Source organism: Marinomonas vaga, assembly GCF_055388305.1.
This window is the reverse complement of record NZ_AP043903.1, coordinates 1,081,456-1,101,995: the sequence shown is the minus strand read 5'-3', so window position 1 is coordinate 1,101,995 and position 20,540 is coordinate 1,081,456. Positions and strand designations below refer to the sequence as shown.

General features: G+C 49.3%; 17 protein-coding genes. 12 read left to right on the top strand and 5 right to left on the bottom strand.

Annotated features, from left to right (window positions below):
* Positions 1 to 37: 37 nt before the first annotated feature.
* The 5 genes from ACZ5DR_RS05155 (at position 38) to ACZ5DR_RS05135 (ending at position 4,025) form a co-directional block, all read left to right on the top strand.
* Positions 38 to 1,192 carry an ABC transporter ATP-binding protein gene (locus ACZ5DR_RS05155; RefSeq protein WP_377366193.1) on the top strand — a complete coding sequence of 385 codons (1,155 nt, stop codon included), beginning with the start codon at positions 38 to 40 and terminating at the stop codon, positions 1,190 to 1,192.
* Positions 1,189 to 2,121, top strand: coding sequence for an ABC transporter permease subunit (locus tag ACZ5DR_RS05150; protein ID WP_377366194.1), 933 nt, complete (start codon positions 1,189 to 1,191; stop codon positions 2,119 to 2,121). Before ACZ5DR_RS05155 ends, ACZ5DR_RS05150 begins: the two co-directional genes overlap by 4 nt.
* Positions 2,118 to 2,930, top strand: a complete 813-nt coding sequence (locus ACZ5DR_RS05145; RefSeq protein WP_377366195.1) for an ABC transporter permease subunit — start codon at positions 2,118 to 2,120, stop codon at positions 2,928 to 2,930. Before ACZ5DR_RS05150 ends, ACZ5DR_RS05145 begins: the two co-directional genes overlap by 4 nt.
* 28 nt (positions 2,931 to 2,958) lie before the next feature.
* Complete coding sequence (locus tag ACZ5DR_RS05140) at positions 2,959 to 3,669, top strand: glutamine amidotransferase-related protein (protein WP_377366196.1); 711 nt, start codon at positions 2,959 to 2,961, stop codon at positions 3,667 to 3,669.
* Positions 3,670 to 3,803: 134 nt separating this feature from the next.
* Positions 3,804 to 4,025, top strand: a complete 222-nt coding sequence (locus ACZ5DR_RS05135) for a hypothetical protein (RefSeq protein WP_377366197.1) — start codon at positions 3,804 to 3,806, stop codon at positions 4,023 to 4,025.
* A gap of 76 nt (positions 4,026 to 4,101) precedes the next feature.
* Here the strand turns inward: ACZ5DR_RS05135 and ACZ5DR_RS05130 are convergent, their stop codons facing one another.
* Both ACZ5DR_RS05130 and ACZ5DR_RS05125 read right to left on the bottom strand, forming a co-directional pair.
* Entirely contained in the window at positions 4,102 to 5,973 is a 1,872-nt protein-coding gene (locus ACZ5DR_RS05130) for a methyl-accepting chemotaxis protein (RefSeq protein ID WP_377366198.1), read from the bottom strand.
* 149 nt (positions 5,974 to 6,122) lie between these two features.
* A complete protein-coding gene (locus ACZ5DR_RS05125) occupies positions 6,123 to 6,587 on the bottom strand; it encodes an Lrp/AsnC family transcriptional regulator (RefSeq protein ID WP_377366199.1) in 465 nt (154 codons plus the stop codon).
* A gap of 129 nt (positions 6,588 to 6,716) precedes the next feature.
* On the opposite strand from ACZ5DR_RS05125, the gene ACZ5DR_RS05120 reads away from it, so the two are divergent.
* From ACZ5DR_RS05120 to ACZ5DR_RS05110, 3 genes are all read left to right on the top strand, one after another.
* The gene (locus ACZ5DR_RS05120; protein ID WP_377366200.1) at positions 6,717 to 7,679 is read left to right on the top strand and encodes a hypothetical protein; all 963 of its coding nucleotides are present in this window, start codon (positions 6,717 to 6,719) and stop codon (positions 7,677 to 7,679) included.
* Between the two features lie 166 nt (positions 7,680 to 7,845).
* On the top strand, positions 7,846 to 9,570 hold the full coding sequence (locus ACZ5DR_RS05115) for a choice-of-anchor I family protein (protein ID WP_377366201.1): 1,725 nt from the start codon (positions 7,846 to 7,848) through the stop codon (positions 9,568 to 9,570).
* A gap of 499 nt (positions 9,571 to 10,069) precedes the next feature.
* Complete coding sequence (locus ACZ5DR_RS05110) at positions 10,070 to 10,339, top strand: hypothetical protein (protein WP_377366202.1); 270 nt, start codon at positions 10,070 to 10,072, stop codon at positions 10,337 to 10,339.
* A gap of 130 nt (positions 10,340 to 10,469) precedes the next feature.
* On the opposite strand, the gene ilvY is transcribed toward ACZ5DR_RS05110, so the two are convergent.
* Positions 10,470 to 11,345: an HTH-type transcriptional activator IlvY gene (gene ilvY, locus ACZ5DR_RS05105; RefSeq protein ID WP_377366203.1), complete on the bottom strand. Its 876-nt coding sequence runs from the start codon at positions 11,343 to 11,345 to the stop codon at positions 10,470 to 10,472.
* Positions 11,346 to 11,544: 199 nt separating this feature from the next.
* Between ilvY and ilvC the strand changes: the two genes are divergently transcribed.
* The 3 genes from ilvC (at position 11,545) to ACZ5DR_RS05090 (ending at position 16,765) form a co-directional block, all read left to right on the top strand.
* A complete protein-coding gene (ilvC, locus tag ACZ5DR_RS05100) occupies positions 11,545 to 13,017 on the top strand; it encodes a ketol-acid reductoisomerase (RefSeq protein WP_377366204.1) in 1,473 nt (490 codons plus the stop codon).
* A 222-nt stretch (positions 13,018 to 13,239) separates the two neighbouring features.
* The gene (gene modF / locus ACZ5DR_RS05095) at positions 13,240 to 14,682 is read left to right on the top strand and encodes a molybdate ABC transporter ATP-binding protein ModF (RefSeq protein WP_377366205.1); all 1,443 of its coding nucleotides are present in this window, start codon (positions 13,240 to 13,242) and stop codon (positions 14,680 to 14,682) included.
* Positions 14,683 to 14,857: 175 nt separating this feature from the next.
* Positions 14,858 to 16,765, top strand: coding sequence for a methyl-accepting chemotaxis protein (locus tag ACZ5DR_RS05090; RefSeq protein ID WP_377366206.1), 1,908 nt, complete (start codon positions 14,858 to 14,860; stop codon positions 16,763 to 16,765).
* Positions 16,766 to 16,823: 58 nt separating this feature from the next.
* Here ACZ5DR_RS05090 and ACZ5DR_RS05085 read toward each other — a convergent pair whose 3' ends face one another.
* Together ACZ5DR_RS05085 and ACZ5DR_RS05080 are read right to left on the bottom strand one after the other, a co-directional pair.
* Positions 16,824 to 17,477, bottom strand: a complete 654-nt coding sequence (locus tag ACZ5DR_RS05085; RefSeq protein ID WP_377366207.1) for a TetR/AcrR family transcriptional regulator — start codon at positions 17,475 to 17,477, stop codon at positions 16,824 to 16,826.
* 118 nt (positions 17,478 to 17,595) lie between these two features.
* Positions 17,596 to 18,873: an NAD(P)/FAD-dependent oxidoreductase gene (locus ACZ5DR_RS05080; RefSeq protein WP_377366208.1), complete on the bottom strand. Its 1,278-nt coding sequence runs from the start codon at positions 18,871 to 18,873 to the stop codon at positions 17,596 to 17,598.
* A gap of 242 nt (positions 18,874 to 19,115) precedes the next feature.
* On the opposite strand from ACZ5DR_RS05080, the gene ACZ5DR_RS05075 reads away from it, so the two are divergent.
* Positions 19,116 to 20,459 carry a glutamine synthetase family protein gene (locus ACZ5DR_RS05075; RefSeq protein ID WP_377366209.1) on the top strand — a complete coding sequence of 448 codons (1,344 nt, stop codon included), beginning with the start codon at positions 19,116 to 19,118 and terminating at the stop codon, positions 20,457 to 20,459.
* Positions 20,460 to 20,540: the final 81 nt, after the last annotated feature.

Below are 20,540 nucleotides of genomic sequence, written 5' to 3'. Positions count from 1 at the left end.
CCGCCCTCCTCGAATATTTTCTGCTGACAGGTGGGTTATGTCTGCTTTTTCTCTTTCTGCTCAAGCGTCGTCTCAGGCCAAACCAATTTGGCGTCAGGCGGATGCGGAACCGTTTGTTCAAATCGAACAAATTAACAAGCAATTCGGCGATTTTACCGCCGTAAACAATGTTTCTTTAGACATTTACAAGAACGAGCTGTTTTGCCTATTGGGCGGATCTGGCTCCGGTAAAAGTACCCTTTTGCGTATGTTGGCAGGGTTTGAAGCACCCACTTCCGGTCGCATCTTAATCGATGGCGTGGACATGTCCAACACACCACCTTGGGAACGTCCCGTGAACATGATGTTCCAGTCCTATGCCTTGTTTCCTCACCTAAGTGTGGAAGCCAATGTGGCATTTGGTTTGAAGCGTGAAGGCTTGCCAAGTGGTGAGGTTGCCAAGCGTGTGGCCGACATCCTTGATATGGTTCAGCTGGGCCATCTGGCTCGCCGTAAACCTCATATGCTGTCCGGTGGACAACGTCAACGTGTGGCGCTGGCCCGCTCTTTGGTCAAACAGCCGAAGTTGCTGCTACTGGACGAGCCTCTTGGGGCGCTGGATAAAAAGCTCCGGGAAGAAACACAATTTGAGTTGATGCGTCTGCAAGACGAGCTAGGCATTACTTTCGTTGTGGTTACCCATGACCAAGAAGAAGCCATGACCTTGGCGACGCGGATTGGTGTGATGAATAACGGCGTCATCGTACAGACCGCCGAACCCCATGAAGTTTACGAATACCCTAACAACCGCTTTGTGGCAGAGTTCATTGGTAACGTGAACTTGTTTGATGGCACTGTGGTGGCCGATGAGCGTGACAGTGCGTCCATCCATTGCCCAGATACAGAAGGCTTGGTGTACCTAGATCACGGCATTAGCTGTGCGCCGAACCAAAACGTCAGTGTGGCGATCCGCCCAGAGAAGATCCGCATTAGCCGTGATGCCTTTGATGCGCCGCATAACGTGGCCAGCGGTATCATTACAGAAGTGGCCTACATGGGCAGCCAGTCCATTTACAAGGTGCGCCTACCTTCTGGTAAAGAAATCCGCATTACTCAACCAAACGTCCAGCGTGATACCGGTGACCGCCTTACTTGGGACGACCAAGTGCATCTAGCTTGGGACCCAGACAGCAGCGTGGTGTTAACTTCATGATGTCTTCAACCTCCAACTCGTCTCGCATCACCGTGTTACAGCGGCTACAGGCGTTGCGCTTGGGTCGTTGGATGGTGATTTTGGTGCCCATGCTGTGGCTGGCGGCGTTTTTCTTCATTCCGTTCTTGGTGGTGTTTAAGATCTCTTTGTCTGAGGCAATGATCGCCGTACCGCCCTATTCGCCTTTGTTTGAATGGGACCCAAGCAACGCCTACGCCACCTTAAAAGTCACCTTTGGTAACTACTTATTTTTGTTTGAGTCGCGCTTTTACTTGGATGCTTACTTAAGCTCTTTGCGCATTGCGGCGATCTCTACCTTCTTTACCTTGATCATTGGTTTTCCCATTGCGTACTTGATTGCCCGCAGCGGTCCGACCATGCGTACGGTGTTGTTATCTTTAGTGATTTTACCGTTTTGGACGTCTTTCCTACTGCGTGTTTATGCGTGGATGGCGTTGTTGAAAAAGAACGGTTTAGTCAACGAAGTGCTGATGTCTATTGGACTTATCGACCAGCCTTTGCAGATTTTGCAAACGGACTTCGCGGTTTATTTGGGCATCGTCTACACCTACTTGCCGTTTATGATTCTGCCCCTGTATACGACCCTAGAAAAAATGGATATGAGCCTTGTGGAAGCGGCCCTTGATTTGGGTGCGAAGCCTTGGCGTGCCTTCTGTCTCGTGACCTTGCCATTGGCGAAGCCGGGCATTATTGCAGGCTGTCTGCTGGTGTTTATCCCTGCAGTGGGTGAATACGTGATCCCAGCCCTACTTGGTGGCTCTGATACCCTGATGATTGGTCGTGTGCTCTGGGATGAGTTCTTCCTAAACCGTGATTGGCCGTTGGCGTCAGCGGTGGCGATCATCATGCTGATTGTTTTGGTGGGACCGATTATGTTCATGCGTAATGGCAATAAGGAGGCCTTATGAAGAAGGGAAATTCCCTCGCCCTAAAAGCCAGCGCAGGCTTTGGCTTCTTGTTTTTATATGCGCCCATTATTGCGCTGATCGTTTACAGCTTTAACGAATCCAAACTGGTGACGGTTTGGGGGGGCTGGTCGTTAAAGTGGTATGTTGAGCTGTTTCAAAACGAACAGATCATGAATGCGGCTTGGGTGAGCTTAAAAATTGCCTTTATCAGTGCCACCTTAGCGGCGGTATTGGGCACCTTGGCAGGTTTTGTCCTGAGCCGTATGGGACGCTTCCGTGGCAAAACCATTATGGCAGGTTGGGTAACAGCGCCTCTGGTGATGCCAGAAGTGATTACTGGTTTGTCCCTATTGCTGCTGTTTGTTGCTATGGAAAGCCTCTTCGGCTGGCCAGCAGGTCGTGGCACCACCACTATTGTGATTGCCCATACCACCTTCTGTCTCGCCTACGTGGCGGTGGTCGTGCAATCGCGCCTGTCGTCCTTGGATGAAACCTTAGAAGAAGCGGCCATGGACCTAGGGGCTAAACCGGTGTCCTTGTTCTTCTTGATCACCTTACCCTTGATTGCACCCGCCATATTGTCTGGTTGGTTGTTGTCGTTTACCTTATCGCTGGATGATCTGGTGATCGCCAGCTTTGTCTCTGGGCCAGGCAACTCCACTTTGCCTATGGTGATCTTCTCGAAAGTGCGCCTAGGGGTGACGCCTGAGATCAATGCTCTAGCCACCTTGATGATCTTGGCGGTATCCATTGCTGTCATCGCGGCGATTGTCATCATGCGCCGTCAAAACCGTTTCCATGGGCCGTGATCGGCCCATTGTTAGAAGGAAGAAGTAAATGAAGATTGGTATTCTTGCGGCAGGTATTACTCCGGATGCATTGCGCTCCCAGTACCCAACCTATGGCGAGATGTTTGCCCAGCAGATCGGCGCCTTAGAGCCTGAGTTGTCGTTTGAAATTTTCGATGTGCGCTTGGATGAGTTCCCAGAGAGCACCCAAGCCTGCGATGGCTGGTTGATCACGGGTTCCAAATCCGATGCCTACGGGGACGACCCATGGATCATTAAGCTGTGCGACTTCATTCGTGAAGTGGATGCTAACGGACAAGTGTTGGTGGGTATCTGCTTTGGTCATCAGGTCATTGCCCGTGCCTTGGGTGGTCGAGTGGCGAAGTTTGATGGCGGTTGGGGCGTTGGGGTTCACCATTACCAAGTGGTGGAAGACATCCCTACCTTACCAGCGGTGAAAGACATTGCTTTTTGTGCTTTTCACCAAGACCAAGTGCTTGAAAAACCAGCCAAAATGACGACTTTCCTAACCAGCAATTTCTGCCAGCATGCGGGACTGATTTACCAAGATCGTATTCTGACCTTCCAAGGACACCCTGAGTTTTCCAAGGTTTACGAGAACGAGCTAATCGACCTATATGATGGGGTGACCTTGCCCCCTGACGTGGCTGAAAAAGCTCGCCAAAGCGTGGCCCAAGAAACCATTCACAACCAGTCTTTAATGGCTTGGATTGGCCAATTCCTCAAAGCCCGCGCCTAGGGCTTTGAATCCGCTCCCACATTAAGTCTGATGCGGCTGATAGGCGGCTGTTGTGGGAGCTGAATCCTTTCATTGATCCTAAACATCCCTACCTCTATTATCGATGGCCATTAGCAATGGTTTTAAGTAGGTGGATGATGGTGTTGTTTTTTCCGGCTCAGCAGGCGCTTGATTGCTTGAGTGATAGCGGTCGCATTCTGGGTAAGATTGAGTTTGATGGGGTGTCCGATACGTATGTATTTGCTCCACAGGATGCGTCCGTTCCTTTGACCGATGCTGAGGCGTCTAGCATTGCTGCAAAACTGGCGAACTTATCCGCGGGGCATGCTTCCATTGCCATGCAGGACGATGATTAGGGGTGAGTCGCTCTTTGTTAAGTGAAGACAAAAAAAGCCAGCTAAAGTCGCTGGCTTTTTTGGTTGCGTGGGACGGTTACACTTTGAAGCGATCCAAGATGTCTTTCTGTGATTCCGTATGGGAACGCTGTTTTGCCATGGCGTCACTGGAGTCTTGGGCCAGCTCGACCACGGATGTGGACAGGGTTTTGATCTTCACAGCATTTTGATTGATCTCTTCTGCCACATGGCTTTGCTCTTGTGCCGCGGAGGCAATTTGCGCATTCATATCGCTGATTTGTTCGATCGATTGACGAATACGGTCTAGGGCAGCATCGGCTTGTTGGGCATTTTCGACGGCTTTTACAGCCGTATTGCGGCTCTCTGTCATGGCATGGGACACAGCCGCTGAGCCATTTTGTAGTTGCTCAATCATGCCGCGGATTTCGGTAGTCGATTCTTGGGTTCGTTGGGCAAGGGTACGCACTTCATCTGCCACCACGGCGAAGCCGCGACCAGATTCGCCTGCACGAGCCGCTTCAATGGCTGCGTTCAAGGCGAGCAGGTTGGTTTGGTCTGCGATTTCGTTGATGACCGCAAGAATCGTCTCGATGTTACTGGTGGCGTGCTCTAGGCCTTTCACTTGCTCCACAGCTTGATCGATTCGATCAGATAGGGCATCAATCGATTTAGCGGTCTCGCTGACCACAGAAGAGCCCTCAATGGTTGTGCGGTCTACTTCGTTGGCGGATTCCGACGCCCGTTGTGCATTCTCAGCCACTTCGTTAGAAGCCAAGGACATTTCATGGATCGCAGTGGCGAGCATTTCCAACTCTTTTAGTTGGTCTTCCATGGCTTGAGAGGATTGGCGTGAGCTGCTGACGGTTTGTGCGCCGCTGGCGGCCACTTCATCTCCCAGTAGTTTTAGGTGCGTAATGCGCTCCTGCAAACTGGCAGCAAATTGATTGAAGCCGTTGGCCAGTTCCGCAAACTCCGGTGTATTGCTTGGGGTAATGCGTTTTGTCAGGTCGCCTCTACCCGTGGCAACGTCTTGAATGGCAGCATTCAGCTCCCCAAGAGGACGCAATAGGGTTTTGATCAGTAGGGTCATAACAATCACGCTGATGAGAATGCCTAGTACGCCAAAAATAATCGCATTGGTGCGCAGTTTGGCGATCGCTGAGAAGGCTTTATCTTCATCTACGACAGCGATGACGTACCAGTTTTGGCTTGGCTCACGGGTAATACTGACGAGGCTGTTATCACCATTCAGTTTAAGTTGTTGCAGGCCTTCTTTTAGGGACACCGAAGGCAGTACTTCAGAGAAGTTTTTGCCGTTACTGTCTGCGTTAGGATGCGCAATGACTTGGCCTTGGTCTGTCACGAGAAACAGGTAGCCCGCATCGAAAATATTCACAGAGTTGGCTAGCTCTGATAGCCCGCCTAGCTCTAAGTCATAGAACATGGCGCCCACAAACCGATTGCCTTCCATGACGGGGTTACCGATGGAGATAATGGTTTGCTTGGTGGAGACATCCACATAAGGTGCTGTGAAAATTTGCGTGCGTTCACGTTTGGCATCCATGTACCAAGGGCGCTTACGTGGGTCGTAGCTCGCGTCAGGCTCCCAGCCATCATCGTTTTCTACCACAACCGCATCGGATTCATACCCTAGTCCGATGGCTAGGAAGCTGTTCTTAATGGCTGGTTGTTCCAGCAATTGTTTGACGTAAGTTCGGTCATTAGGATTGAGTTCAATGCTTTCTGTCATGCTTTGCGCCAAGGCGCTTTTGTTGGACAGTTCTGCGCTGATTGTATTCCCTACCCCGACAACCATTTCCTTCAGGCTGACTTTGACTAAACCTTCGACTTCTGACCGCACAGTGAGTAACTGTTGGACGCTCAGTAAACCAACGGTCAAGGCTAACAATAGCGATGACGTCGCAACGACTTTATGACTAAAACGCATGGAGGCTCCACAAATGGAAAGTGCTGATTATTAGGAAATTTTATCATGCCCGTAGGGGAATTATTAGTATAGTAGGAATTACTAATTTAAAATAAAAAACCTTCATTTCAGTACCATTAATCTGCAAGGGTTCGATGTCTGAGATATGCTTACCTCACCTCTACTGAGGTTTCAAATTTGTCCCGTTTCATGGAAATCAAGGTGCGAAATTTGCGCACGTTGGGATGGCTGTAGAGTAGCCTATCGCAAAGTGTTTCGTAGGCTTCCATGTCTTTCACCATGACGATCAGGACGAAATCGACCTCACCTGTCACTTGGTAACTTTGTTTCACTTCTGGGGTGGCTTGAACCTTTTTAGCGAAGTCCTGAAACAGCTGCTTGTGATCCCGTTCCATAAAGACTTCCACCACCATGTGCAGCATAGAGCCAAGCTTCTGAGGGGCCACTAGGGCTACTTGGCGTGTGATATAGCCTTCTTCTGTTAGGCGTTTGACCCGTTTTAGGCAGGCCGGGGGAGACAGACCCACTTGTTCCGACAGTTGCACATTGGTCACGCTGCAATCTGCTTGCAGTAACGTCAAAATGTTTCGGTCGATGCGATCTAATTCTGTCATGGTTAATTTAATTTTGTTTGATAGTGAATAAACAAATTATATGAAAAGAATTGAGTTTTAAATATGACATTATTTTTCGTCAACCTTCTAGAATAGACGCTTCAATCAGCTCATAGAAATAGGCCAGTTATGATGTCGTTAGTAAAGGAAGTGGGAGCCTTAGGGAAGCAAGCCGCCAGCGTGTATTGGCTGCTGTTAAAGGTGATGGTGCCAGCCCTATTGATCGTGAAGGTGCTGGAAATGGTGGGCGGCGTGACTTTATTAGGGCATGTGTTGTCACCTGTGATGCAGGTGGTGGGCTTGCCCGATGATTTGGGCATTGTGCTGGCGACCATGATGCTGACCAATATCTACACGGGCATGTTGGTGTTTTTTAATTTGGGTTTGTCTGAGCCTCTTAGTGTGGCGCAAGTGACCGTGCTGGGGGCGATGACCCTGCTAGCGCATTCGCTACCCGTAGAAGGCGCGGTGGCCAAGCGTATGGGTGTGAGTTGGCGTGTCACCATTGCTTTAAGGTTTGGTGGTGCTTTGGTTCTCGGTGGTTTACTCAATCTGGTGTACAGCCAGTTTCAATGGCTACAGCAACCGTCTCAGATGCTATGGCAGCCAACGGCCGCGGTCGATGATAGCTTTGTTGGATGGGGCATCAGCCAGATCAAAACCTTAGCGTATATCTACTTTGTGATTTTCGCCTTGATGAGCTTATTGCGCTTGCTACGTGCCTTGGGCATTGAGCGTTTAATCCATACCTTGCTATTCCCCATTTTGCGCATGTTGGGGATTGGTAAATCGGCGGCCAATGTTGCTGTGATCGGGGTGGTGTTAGGTCTGACCTTTGGCGCGGGTTTATTGATCAAGGAAGCAGAGTCCGGTCGCCTTAGCCGCAAAGATATCTTTTTAACCATGGGCTTTTTGGGCCTGTGTCACAGCATCATAGAAGACACCATGTTGATCCTACTGCTGGGGGCTGATCTGTCCGGTATCCTTTGGGCGCGTTTTGTCTTTGCCTTAGTAGTGATCGGGATCTTGGCCCGTTGGTCCTATCTACAGCGCCGTTTGGAGGAGCAACCCAAAGAAACGCCAGTTCTTTAATAGGCTTAAATGTTTCTCAAACCATAATCCGCGGTGAGCCAGTCCAACGGGTGCCGCGGTGATCACAGAACTGTCACACGCCGGTCAAAAATTTGTTACAGGTTAGTCATATACGATCAGTAGTCTGCTCCGAACTTTTTTAATTAACTTAATGATCGGAGATGTCATGAATTCGCAGAAGATTGGTTGGGCGTTAAAACCCGTGGCGTTAGGGCTAGCAATGGCAGCACTGGTTGGCTGTGAATCGAATAGCTCTTCCTCTTCTTCTAGTACCGCTACACAGGTTGTGTCAGGCATTGAGCGTATCGGGCGCTCTGACAGTCGTGGTTTTGATGAAAGTGCGGCAGAGATCGTAGCGTTTGACAAATCTCGTCAGCGTATTTTCACCGTGAACGCGAACATCGGCCAAGTGGATGTGTTTGATGCATCGGATATGACGAACCTGCGATTGACTCAAACCCTAGACGTTCAATCCATGGTGGTGTCTGCGAAAGCTGCTATCCGCAGCACCTCGCAAGTAGGAGCGGCAAACAGCATCGCGGTACACGAAGACCTGGCTGCGGTTGCAGTGGAAGCGGGCACTAAAACGGATGCGGGTTGGGTCGTCTTCCTCGATCTTACGGATCTTTCTGTGGCCAGTGTGGTGGACTCTGGGTCTTTACCAGACATGGTGACCTTTACCCCAGATGGTCGCCACGCTGTAGTGGCGGTTGAAGGGGAGCCAACGGATTACCAAATGGACCCAGAAGGTCGTGTGGACATCATTGATACTACTGATTTCACCTTGTCCTCTGCGACCTTTGAAGAGTTTAATGTGGGCGGAACGCGTCACCATGAGCTACCAAAGGATGTGCGAGTGTTTGGCACCATTGTGGACGCTAATGGCAAAGCCGTTCGTCCAAGCACGGTTGCAGAAGACTTAGAGCCTGAATACGTTGCGGTGTCAGCAGACTCCAAAACCGCCTACGTGAGCATGCAAGAAGCGAACGCCGTAGCTGTGGTGGACATTGATACCGCGACCGTGTCTAAAATCTTCGCATTAGGTTTTAAAGATCACAATGTCTCCGGTAACGGCTTTGATGCCAGCGATAAGGACGACAAGGTAAACATTGCTAATTGGCCTGTCTATGGCATGTATCAGCCGGATTCCATTGCAACCTACACGATAGGCGGCAAGGATTATTTTGTGACGGCAAACGAAGGGGATTCCCGTGCGGATTGGGGCACAGAACAGACGGATGGTTCAGTCGATTTTGCAGGAGACCCTCTTAACCTAAACATGGAAGAATTCCGTGTGGAAGACCTTACCCTTGATGCGACCGCCTTCCCCAATGCTGCAACATTGCAAACAGACGATGCCATTGGTCGTTTGAAAGTGACTTCCAAGCTTGGTGACACAGACAATGATGGGGCGTTCGAAGCTCTGTATGTGTACGGTGCACGCTCTTTCTCAATCTGGGATGCGGAAGATGGCACCCTGGTATTTGATTCTGGGGATCAGTTTGAACAGATCACCGCCCAGCGTTACGGCATTAACTTCAATAATGACAATGGGGAACACGACCCAGACGGCCGCAGTGACGCCAAAGGCCCAGAGCCAGAAGCTATTACCGTGGGTGAAATCGATGGCAAGCATTACGCTTTCATCGGTTTAGAGCGTATGGGTGGCATCATGATGTATGACATCACCACTCCGAGTGCGCCGATCTTTGTGAATTATGTTAATGATCGTGACCTAACTCTGGACCCTGCAGAAGTGGGTGCCGCAGCAGGAGACCTTGGGCCTGAGGGCTTTAAGTTTGTCTCTGCCAGCGACAGCTCAAATGGCAAGCCTCTATTGATCGTGGGTAATGAAGTGAGCGGTACGACCTCTGTTTACGAGATTAAATAGCCCGATAAAACGCTGCTTGAGTACAAACAGCCTTTTAACATTAAGCCGCCCAACTGAGTTGGGCGGCTTTTTTAGTACCAAAATTGGCTAAGAAGCCGATTTAATCAACCTTTTCGATCAGTACTGATCGCATTTATCGATTTCAAATGTGAATGCGAAAAATTTAAAAAGCACGTTTTTGTCTGTGACTTGGCTGTTTTTCTAAACGATTATGTTAGAGAAATGGCTTTCAAACCTCTCTAATGCCCCTCGAAATCGTGTTGACTGAGTACAGTTTTGAGCAATTTTTGAAATAACGTCGAAATGCGTCAGCTTTTATTAAGTACATGCAACTTTCCTAGGGAATTGGCCAGTTAGTGTACATTTTTTGTGCTTGATGAAAGAACTTTGAAACGGACTTTTGAGCTCTTTTGTTATCTCAAAAAGCCTCTAATATTGAATCCATCGAAACGCGAAACACAACGCATTTAAAAATTTCAAAACCCTTAGGAGGTTTACCATGAAAAAGCTAACTTCAATTGCACTATCTACTCTAGCAATCGCTGGTCTATCAACTTCTGCTTTTGCTAATGACAATAATGCATCCGAAGATCTACGCGAAGCCAAAGCAGGTTACGAAGCACTGTCAACTCAGCTTGAAACAATGGGCTACCAAGCAGACGAGGTAACCTTTGACCACGCAATGACCTTCTCTCAAAAAGAAGCGGTATACAACGAGAAAACTAGCGAGCTACAAGACGAGTTCAACCGTCTAAACTCTGCTAACTAATCATTAGGTATTGAGGCTAGGGTTTAATCCCAGCTCATTCTGAAATGATTCCCCAGAAAGCCCTGGTCGAAAGACTGGGGCTTTCTGCGTTTGAAAAGGTAAAAGTATTGATGAGCATGGAAGAGAGCCATCAAACCAGCGCCCAAAACGCTTCCACAAGCGGGTTTTTCAAGCTCTTCTTCAGCGTAAACAAGCCAATGTCATAGGGCTCTAGCTCAGGTTGCACATCTAGGATCTGCACCCGATCCATCAGCGGGCTGTTGTCGAGTACGATTTTCGGCACCACACCAATCCCAAATCCCAAGCTCACCATACTCACGATGGCCTCGTTACCCGCCACTTGGGCGTAGATATTGGGGGTGATGTTCTTGTCGTTAAACCAGTCATCCACTCGAATCCGTGAAACCCCTCCTTCAGACAGAATCATGGGCACCCGCTCCCAGTCGCTAATAGAAGCTGGGGAGGTAGTGGGAACGTTGGGTTGTTGTTCCACAGGAGCAATAAAGACTAATGGGGATTTGGTGATCGGGGTGAAGGCCAATCCCTTGTGCATGGACACGGGGCGGGCGGCGATGGTGATTTCTTCGACTCCGTCTAGTATGCGCGTAATGGCTTTGTCTGGATCGCCGGTGTGGAGCTTGATCTCGATGTGGGGATGCACTTGGCGAAAGCGGTTGAGCAGTTCAAATAAGAAGCTGTAGCTGGCGGTCACTGAGCAGTAAATGCTGATCTCACCACTGAGCTGACCTGAGTTGTCGGTTAATTCGTGGCGAATCAAGTTCCACTGGCTGCTGGTTTCTCGAGCGTACTTTAAAAATCGCTGGCCTTCTTTGGTAAGGGCGACGGTACGATTGTCCCGATTAAATAGGGGCACACCCACTTCTTCCTCCAAATGGCGGATGTTGCGGGACAGGGCGGAGATGCTGATATTGCAGTCTTCACTGGCACGGCCAAAGTGCAAACTGTCCGCTAAGGCGAGGAAATGTTTTAGGGTTTTGATGTTCATTGTTCAAGCATAACCCTGTTTTGCAAAAAATGGGACGTTATATTGCAAATATATCAATTTACGAAAGATTCCTTGGGGTATACATTTACTCCCACTCGCAGGATACATCGTTTTAGATGTGTGGCTGTGTCACCCATTTTTAATATCGGCATGTTTTGATGTCGGTACTTTAATCATAAAAATTTAGGATGTGTTAACCATGGCTAACTACTTCAATACTTTGCCGCTACGTGAGCAACTAGCTCAACTAGCAAAATGTCGTTTTATGGATAGTTCAGAATTTGCTGATGGCGTAGAAGCGCTTAAAGGCAAAAAAATGGTAGTAGTAGGTTGTGGTGCACAAGGTCTTAACCAAGGTCTTAACCTACGTGACTCTGGTCTAGACGTGTCTTACGCGCTACGTCCTGAAGCAATCGAGCAGAAGCGTCAGTCTTGGAAAAACGCAACTGAAAACGGCTTCATTGTTGGTACTTACGAAGACCTAATCCCAACGGCTGACGTGGTTCTTAACCTGACTCCAGATAAGCAGCACACTTCTGTAGTGAAAGCGGTTATGCCTCTTATGAAAGAAGGCGCTTGCCTATCTTACTCTCACGGTTTCAACATCGTTGAAGAAGGCATGCAAATCCGTGACGACCTAACAGTAATCATGGTTGCTCCTAAGTGTCCTGGTTCTGAAGTACGTGCTGAATACGTTCGTGGCTTCGGTGTTCCAACACTTATCGCTGTTCACGAAGACAACGATCCTAAAGGCGAAGGTCTTGCACTAGCAAAAGCTTACGCAGTAGGTACTGGCGGCCACAAAGCAGGCGTTCTAATGTCTTCTTTCATCGCGGAAGTTAAGTCTGACTTGATGGGTGAGCAAACGATCCTTTGTGGTATGTTGCAAACAGGTTCTATCCTTTGCTTCGACAAAATGGTTGAAGAAGGCATCGACGCAGGTTACGCATCTAAGTTGATCCAGTACGGCTGGGAAACTATCACTGAAGCATTGAAATACGGCGGCGTGACAAACATGCTAGATCGTCTTTCTAACCCAGCTAAGATCAAAGCATTCGATCTTTCTGAAGAATTGAAAGTGATCATGCGCCCTCTATACAACAAGCACCAAGATGACATCATCGACGGTACTTTCTCTCGCGTGATGATGGAAGACTGGGCGAACGATGACAAAAACTTGCTTCAATGGCGTGCAGACACTGCTGAAACCAACTTCGAGAAAACACCTGCTGGTGACGTAGAAATCTCTGAGCAAGAGTTCTTCGACAACGGTATCTTGATGGTAGCAATGGTTAAAGCGGGCGTTGAGCTAGCATTCGAAACAATGACTGCTGCAGGCATCATCGCTGAATCTGCTTACTACGAGTCTCTACACGAAACTCCGCTAATCGCGAACACTATCGCTCGTAAGAAACTTTACGAAATGAACGCGACTATCTCTGATACAGCTGAGTACGGTTGTTACCTATACAACCACGCTTGTGTACCTTTACTAGCGGACTTCATGAAAGGCATCAAAACTGACGTGATCGGTAAAGGCCTATCTGTAGAAGACAACGGCGTAGACAACGCTCGTCTAATCGAAGTCAACGCAGCGCTACGTGCTCACCCAGTTGAGGCAGTAGGTTCCGTTCTTCGTGGTCATATGGCTGACATGAAGAAAATTGTTTAAGACGATTACTGCGCTCACTAGGGCGGTGTTAAAACTTGACTCGAAATCCTCATGTATTCTTATACACTGCGCTTCCTCGCCAAGTTTTGCCTAGCCCTAGTATCGCTCGAAACATCGTCTCTATATACAAGCCGAGTGACTCGAAAGAGTACTCGGCTTTTTAGCTTCTAAAGCTTTGGTTATCTATATCTATGTATGTTTGCTTGCACAAGGAATATCCCCATGGACACCGTGATTCAGCTTGAAAACCTATCTGTCGACTTCGATGAACGCTTCCGTTTAAACGATGTTACCTGGCAGATAGACGCCAATCAGCATTGGGTGATTACAGGTACAAATGGATCAGGTAAGTCAGCACTTGCTGCGGTGCTAGCAGGCGTAGGCTCTATCGAAGGGGGTAGCCTATCTGGCCTGCCTGAGCGTGTGGGCTTGGTATCATTTGAAGCGCAGGCGGAGCTCATCGCCAAAGAACTCAAGAAAGACGACGCGGACATCATGGATGTCATTGCCATCGGTACCCCGGTGCAAGAAATGATATTTGAACACTGTGCGGACCCCGAGCTGGCCGCAGAGTTAGTGGAAAAGTTTGGTTTAAGCCACTTGCTAGACCGAGCGTTTCGCAAGCTTTCCACGGGTGAAACGCGCAAAGTGATGCTGATTCGTGCTCTATCCAGCAAGCCAGATTTATTGATCCTCGATGAACCCTTTGATGGATTAGACGCGGACACCTTGGCAATGCTGCAAGAGCACCTAGCATCCATCGTTGAAACCACGCCTATGGTCATGGTGTTGAACCGATTTGATGAAATGCCAGAATTTATCACCCATGTGGCTTATCTTGAAAAAGACGGCCATGACGGGGGCAAGTTGTCCTTTAAAGTAGATCGAAAGGACGAATCCGCCTTTGCCGAGTTGTACCAACTACTGCATTTGAAAACCACTGACCTACAAGTTCCAGAGACCGACCCAGCGAGCAAACTGCCCGCCCTAGACCCACAGCAACCCTTGGTGAAGCTCACCGATGCAACGATCAAATACGGGGATACCGTGATCGTCGATAAGCTGAACTGGACCATCGAGGCAGGCAAACATTGGCAACTAAGTGGCCCCAATGGCAGTGGTAAAACGGGCGTCTTGTCCCTGATTACTGGTGACCATCCCCAGTGTTATGTGAACGATATTTTTGTCTTCGGTTTCCAGCGGGGCAACGGCGAAAGCATTTGGCAGATCAAACAGTTCATCGGTTATGTGTCCACCGCGTTGCAGTGGGAATACCGTGTCAGCGTAAGTTGTAAAAACGTGATCATTTCCGGCTTCTACGACAGCATCGGCATGTACACTAAATCCACCGACAACCAAAAGAAGATCGCCGATCAATGGTTAGCCTTATTGGGCATGACGGATCGTGGGGATCAACCGTTTAACAAGCTGTCCTACGGTGATCAGCGTCTGCTATTGATTGCCCGTGCCATGGTAAAACACCCACCTTTATTAATCCTAGACGAGCCGTGCTTGGGCTTAGATGAGATGAACCGCCAGCTGGTCTTGGCGCTCATTGAAAAGATCTGTGCTGGCCATGAAACCACAGTGCTGTACGTGAATCACCACGCAGAAGACCAAATCGCTGGCATTGAAAACTACCTCGCCTTGACCAAAAATCACTGACACGCCTCTTCTTCCATAAACCTCTTTTGCTAAATAAGGATGCTTAGCAAGAGAGGTTTTGTTACCTTTCGCGTGGCTTTGCCACAAACTTGTCATCACACTGTGTGATGCTTCCAACCTTCTACTATATTGATCGTTGATCCTAAAACTTCTAATAATCATCAAAGGATTGCCAATGAAGTTATCTCTACAAACCAAAATCGTTATGAAAGCCATGGCGGCGACCCTGATCGTCGCTTTATCCATTGGCTTGATTGCCTATTTCAAATTCAGTGAAAGTACCCAAGCCAACGTCAGGTCGGAAGCGTCATCCCAGGCATCCGCGATCAACGTATACCTAACAAATTGGTATGAAGACCGCGGTCAAACGATGAGTACGGTGCGTCAGCATTTGGAAAGAGTGCTTGAGCAACACGGGGAAGACGAAGCCAAAATCCTTTCGGTGTTACAACAAGCCCAATCCAGTCTAGGGTTCGGTATGACCTTCCTAGGGCTGGAAAATGGTCACATGTATCGCCATGATCCAAGCTTAAACAGCGCTGATTACGACCCACGTGTGCGTGCTTGGTACAAAGATGCCAAGGCGTCTAAAAAGACCTATGTCACTGCCCCTTATATCTCAGCGTCCACCCAAAAGCTTTCAATGACCTTTGTGGAGCCCATCATAGTCAAGGGTAAGTATTACGGTGCCATTGGTGGTTTGGTGTTTTTGGATGATTTGCTCGACCGCATTCTAGAGCTTGATGTGCTGGGGGATGGGGAGCTTCTGCTGACCGACTCTGCCGGCGTGTTATTGGCACATCAAGACAAAGCCTTGATCCAAAAAAGCATCGATGAAGTCGGTTATGGCCTGTCTTCTACCGACGTAAAAAATGCCACCGGCACACCGCAATACAAAGAGATTACGGTAGCAGGCAGCGAAAAGTTTGCTTATCTACAGCAGCTGGGTAAAACCGGCTGGGTCGTGGCCTTGGTGATGGATAAAAACGTACTGATGGCGCCGGTAGCAGCCTTTGCACAGACAGCACTTGTCTCGTTTGTGGTGTTGATGGTGTTGGCAGCACTGGTGATCTTTAAGGTGTCCCAATGGTTGCTAAAAGACCTCAGAACAGTCACCAAAAGCTTACAAGACATTGCCCATGGGGAAGGGGATCTCACGGTACGTTTAACCGTCAATAGCCGTGATGAAGTGGCTGATTTGGTGACCGCGTTTAATCAGTTCGTGGAGCGCCTACAAGGCACCATCAATAACGTCAAAGCCATTGGCGATCGTTTGGCGACTCAGGCTGGCTCAATCAATGGCACCTCCAGTCACAGTCTGACTCGTTTACAGGCCCAGCAAGAGAGCATTGCCATGGTGGCGACGGCCGTAAACGAAATGGTACAAGCTACCCAAGAGATCGCCGGTAGTGCTTTAGAAACCGCGCAAAATGCGGACTCAGCAGTCTCTGCTAGTGAATCTGGCCAAGCTCAGATCGACAAAAGCCAACAAAGTATCCATACCTTGGCGACAGAGGTCAGCTCAGTGTCTGGGGTGATCCAGCAAGTGAGTCAAGATGCCGAAAATATCAACTCTATCTTGAATACCATCTCTGATATTGCCGAACAAACGAACCTGCTGGCACTCAATGCAGCCATAGAAGCGGCACGGGCAGGGGAGCAAGGGCGTGGTTTTGCCGTGGTGGCTGACGAGGTACGTGTGTTAAGTCAGCGCACTTACAGTTCTATCGAAGAGATCCAGAAGATGATCGAGAATCTGCAATCCAGTAGTGGTCATGCGGTGAAACAAATTCAGCGCAGCCATGATCAAGTGGAAAGCAGTGTGAGCGATATTCAGGCGGTACGTGACAACTTTGATCAGATCAAACACCTGATCATTAGTATCAGTGATCGTGCAACCCAGATCGCCAGCGCCACGGAAGAGCAAACCAGTGTCACCCGTGACATCAGCCAAAACACCGAAGCCGTGGATGGTGGCGCCAAAGAGATGGTGGCCTTTGCCCACGAAAATGCGGAAACGGCGACCCAGCTGGAGCAGTTAACGAAAGACCTAAAAGACAACATGCATTACTTCAAAAGCTAACGCGTTGTCATAGGGTAAGAAGCCCCTGTAGGGATTACTACAGGGGCTTTTTTGTGGGTTATTCTGGGGTATTCAAATGGTGTTCAAGCAGACACCCTAGCATCAGCTTTAAGTCTGCTAAGGTGCGAGACGCACGGCGGTCGTTTTGGTTCACCACCACCAGATAACTACTGTGGGTCACTTCCAAGTAATGGCGGGCAATCCGTTCACGTTCACGGATGTGTTTGTTCAGACCAATGCGCTTAAACACCTTCGCCATTTGTGAAATCACCATGTCGTCATGGCGTTCGTCCAGCTCGCGCAGCTCAGGCACAGAGAACATGGCCTGTACCAAGCGCAGTACCGCACGCTGTTGGCGATAAGTCCGTAAGTTGGTGTCCACCACTTGATCGATGAAAACTGGCAAGCTCATGGCTTCCAGATCCCATTCTTGAATCTCTTTAAGAACTTCCTCAATGCTGTCCAGCCAAGTTTTACCCATGGCGTATAGGATCGCATGCTTGTTGGGAAAATAGTGGTACAAAGACCCCACTGAGATGCCCACTTCCTTAGCGATGATGGCCGTATTCAGGTCATTCAACCCCACGGTTTCCAGCAGCTCACTGGTCACTTCCAAAATCTGCTGAGTACGCTTAATGGAGCGGGTTTGCACTGGCTCGCTGCGAGGCGACACAGGTTGCATGGTTTTCGTCGTGCTAGAGGTTTTAGCCATAATTGGGATTGGCGTCCTTCAAATCAAATGAGACCGGCGCGCTTCGCGATCGACCGTACAAATTATACACACCTGTGTTTGCGCTGGATATTCCCGCGGTAATAGATTGGCTCCATTCTTAAGGTAAACGGTCGAGCATGGAGTAATACAACATGCCTGCTACCAGCCCCGGCCAGCGTAACAAAGTCCCCCCTGGGAAATCCCGCATAGGCAGCTTTTCAAAGGCATCCACTTCTTCTAACGAACCCTGAACCGCCTTGGCAAAAATCGCCCCCGCATAGGTAGCCATCGCCACCCCATGCCCCGAGTAGCCCTGTGCCACAAAGACGTTTTCCTGCTGCCTTGCGATGTGCGGCATGCGATTCAAAGTGATGGCAAGGGTGCCGCCCCACGCGAAGTCGATGGCATACGTATCAAGCTCAGGATAGGTTTCCACCATGTGTTTTTTGACAAAACTGGCGATGTCTTTGGGGAAGCGTGGGCTGTAGTTTTCACCACCCCCCCAGAGCATGCGTCGATCTTTGGATAAACGAAAATAGTTCACCACAAACTTGGAATCCGCCACCGCAATACGATCTGGATTAATGCGATCCGCCACCTCTTCAGGTAGAGGCTCCGTGGCAATAATGAAGTTATTGATCGGCATGATCTTACGTGCCGCAGGGCGGTTCAACTTGCCGAGGTAACCATTGCAGGCAAACAAAACATAGCGGCAGGTCACTTGGCCTTTTGCGGTGCGCACCACAGGCCGTTTGCCCTCACTGTAGTCAATGACAGGAGAGTCTTCATAGAGCTTGGCCCCATGATATTGAGCTGCTTTTGCCAGACCGAGGGCGAAGTTCAATGGGTGGATGTGGGCACCGTCTCGATACCACTCACCACCATGATAGCGATCAGTGCCAAGCTTTTGTGCCACGGTAGCGGCGTCTAAGTATTCCACGCCCTCGTAGCCCAGCACAGTGCGCTTATACTCCACCGCTTCTTGAATCTCTTCCACATGACTTTTCTTATAGGCCACGTGCAACACTCCGGGGGTGAGGTCACAGTCAATCTGGTAGCGCTCGGTGAGTTGCTTCACCATGTCTACCGAGTCCACAGAGGTCTGCCAGAGAATGTCTGCGGCCTCCTTGCCAACCTGTTTGACCATGTTTGCATGGCCCATATTATGGCCTTGGCAAATCTGGCCACCGTTTCGGCCTGAGGCCCCCCAGCCGATTTTATGTGCTTCAAGGAGTGTGACCTGATAGCCTGCTTCCGCTAAATGCAATGCTGCAGACGTGCCAGTAAAGCCGCCACCTATGATACAGATGTCAGTGGTGTGATCCCCCACTAGCTGTGGGTGATTCTTCTCCGCTTTGGTGGTCGCAGCGTAATAGGACATTTCGTGGGTGCGCAATGGAACACTCCTGTTACAACATGAAATCAATAATAACCGAACAATTGATCGGCTTATGGATGTTAAAAAATCAGCTTTGTGAAGCTATTTTTAACAAAGTGTTGATTTAATAAGCAAACTAAAATATGTTTTAAACCGAAGCATTATTCGGGTTAGCGCAAAGCATAACTCAATATGCAAAGATCGCAAAAAGAATTTTCCTGCCCGATGAGGTTCATTGGGCAGACAACGTAAGGTGGGTTATGACAGAGCTTGAAGCTTTTCTAAAAGAGCATGCAATAACGGAAGTCGAGTCGACATTGGCGGACATGACAGGTAACGCGCGAGGTAAATTTTACCCGACGTTCAAGTTCCTAGCTGAGAAGACTGGGCGCATTCCAGAGACAGTACTGGTGCAGAGTGTCACGGGGGATTGGGCAGACAATCACTACGACATTGTCGATGCCAGTGACCGTGACATGGTGCTCAAGCCTGACCCCAAAACCTTACGTATGGTGCCGTGGGCGGATGAACCCACTGCCCAAGTCATCAATGATTGCTACACCACAGATGGCGACCTTCATCCATTGGCCAGCCGTACCATCCTGCGTCATATTTTAAAATTATATGAAGCAGAAGGTCTGCGCCCAGTGATCGCACCGGAGGTAGAGTTTTACCTTATCCAGCCTAATACGGACCCAGATTATGAGCTAAAACCAGCCGCGGGTCGTTCTGGTAAGCGTGAAACCTCCCGTCGCTCCTACAGTATTGATGCGGTAAACGAGTTCAATACTATTATCGACACCCTATACAGCTACTGCGAAGCCCAAGGCTTAGACGTGGATACCTTGATCCATGAGTCTGGCGCGGCGCAAATGGAGATCAACTTCATTCACGGTGATCCATTGGATCTTGCGGATCAGGTGTTTGTATTCAAACGTACCCTGCGAGAAGCGGCACTGAAACATGGTGTGTACGCCACCTTCATGGCCAAGCCTATGAAGAACGAACCGGGCAGTGCCATGCACATCCACCAAAGCTTAGTGGACACAAAAACAGGCAAAAACGTGTTTGATGAAAACGGCAAACCGAGCGAGTTGTTCTACAACTACTTGGGCGGCCTGCAAAAGTACACGCCTAATGCCATCAGCTTCTTTGCGCCCAATGTGAACTCCTACCGTCGTTTCTCCCCAGAAATGGCCGCACCGATCAACATGAACTGGGGCTTTGATAACCGTACAGCCGGACTGCGTATCCCGTATTCTGTGCCAGAAGCCACCCGTATCGAAAACCGCTTCCCAGGAGCGGACTGTAACCCTTACCTTGCCATCGCAGCGACCCTCGCCTGTGGCTACTTGGGTATGAAGCAAAAACTTCGCCCAACGGAAGAAACCAAAAGCAACGAACCCCCATCCGATTACCCAGATGTGGAGATTGCTCGCACCTTGGAAGAGGGCCTTCGCCTTTTAGAAGAGTGTGAGCCATTGTGCGAAATCCTTGGGAAGGATTTTGTCGCCGCCTACATGGGTGTCAAACGCAGTGAATTCGAGACATTCAACCGCGTTATCAGCTCTTGGGAACGGGAGCACCTACTGCTAAACGTATAACGTTTAAACCACACCATGCATTGGGACTGGGATGGAAAAACACAGCCCAATGCATGGTCTAATCATCACTAAAGGAACCAA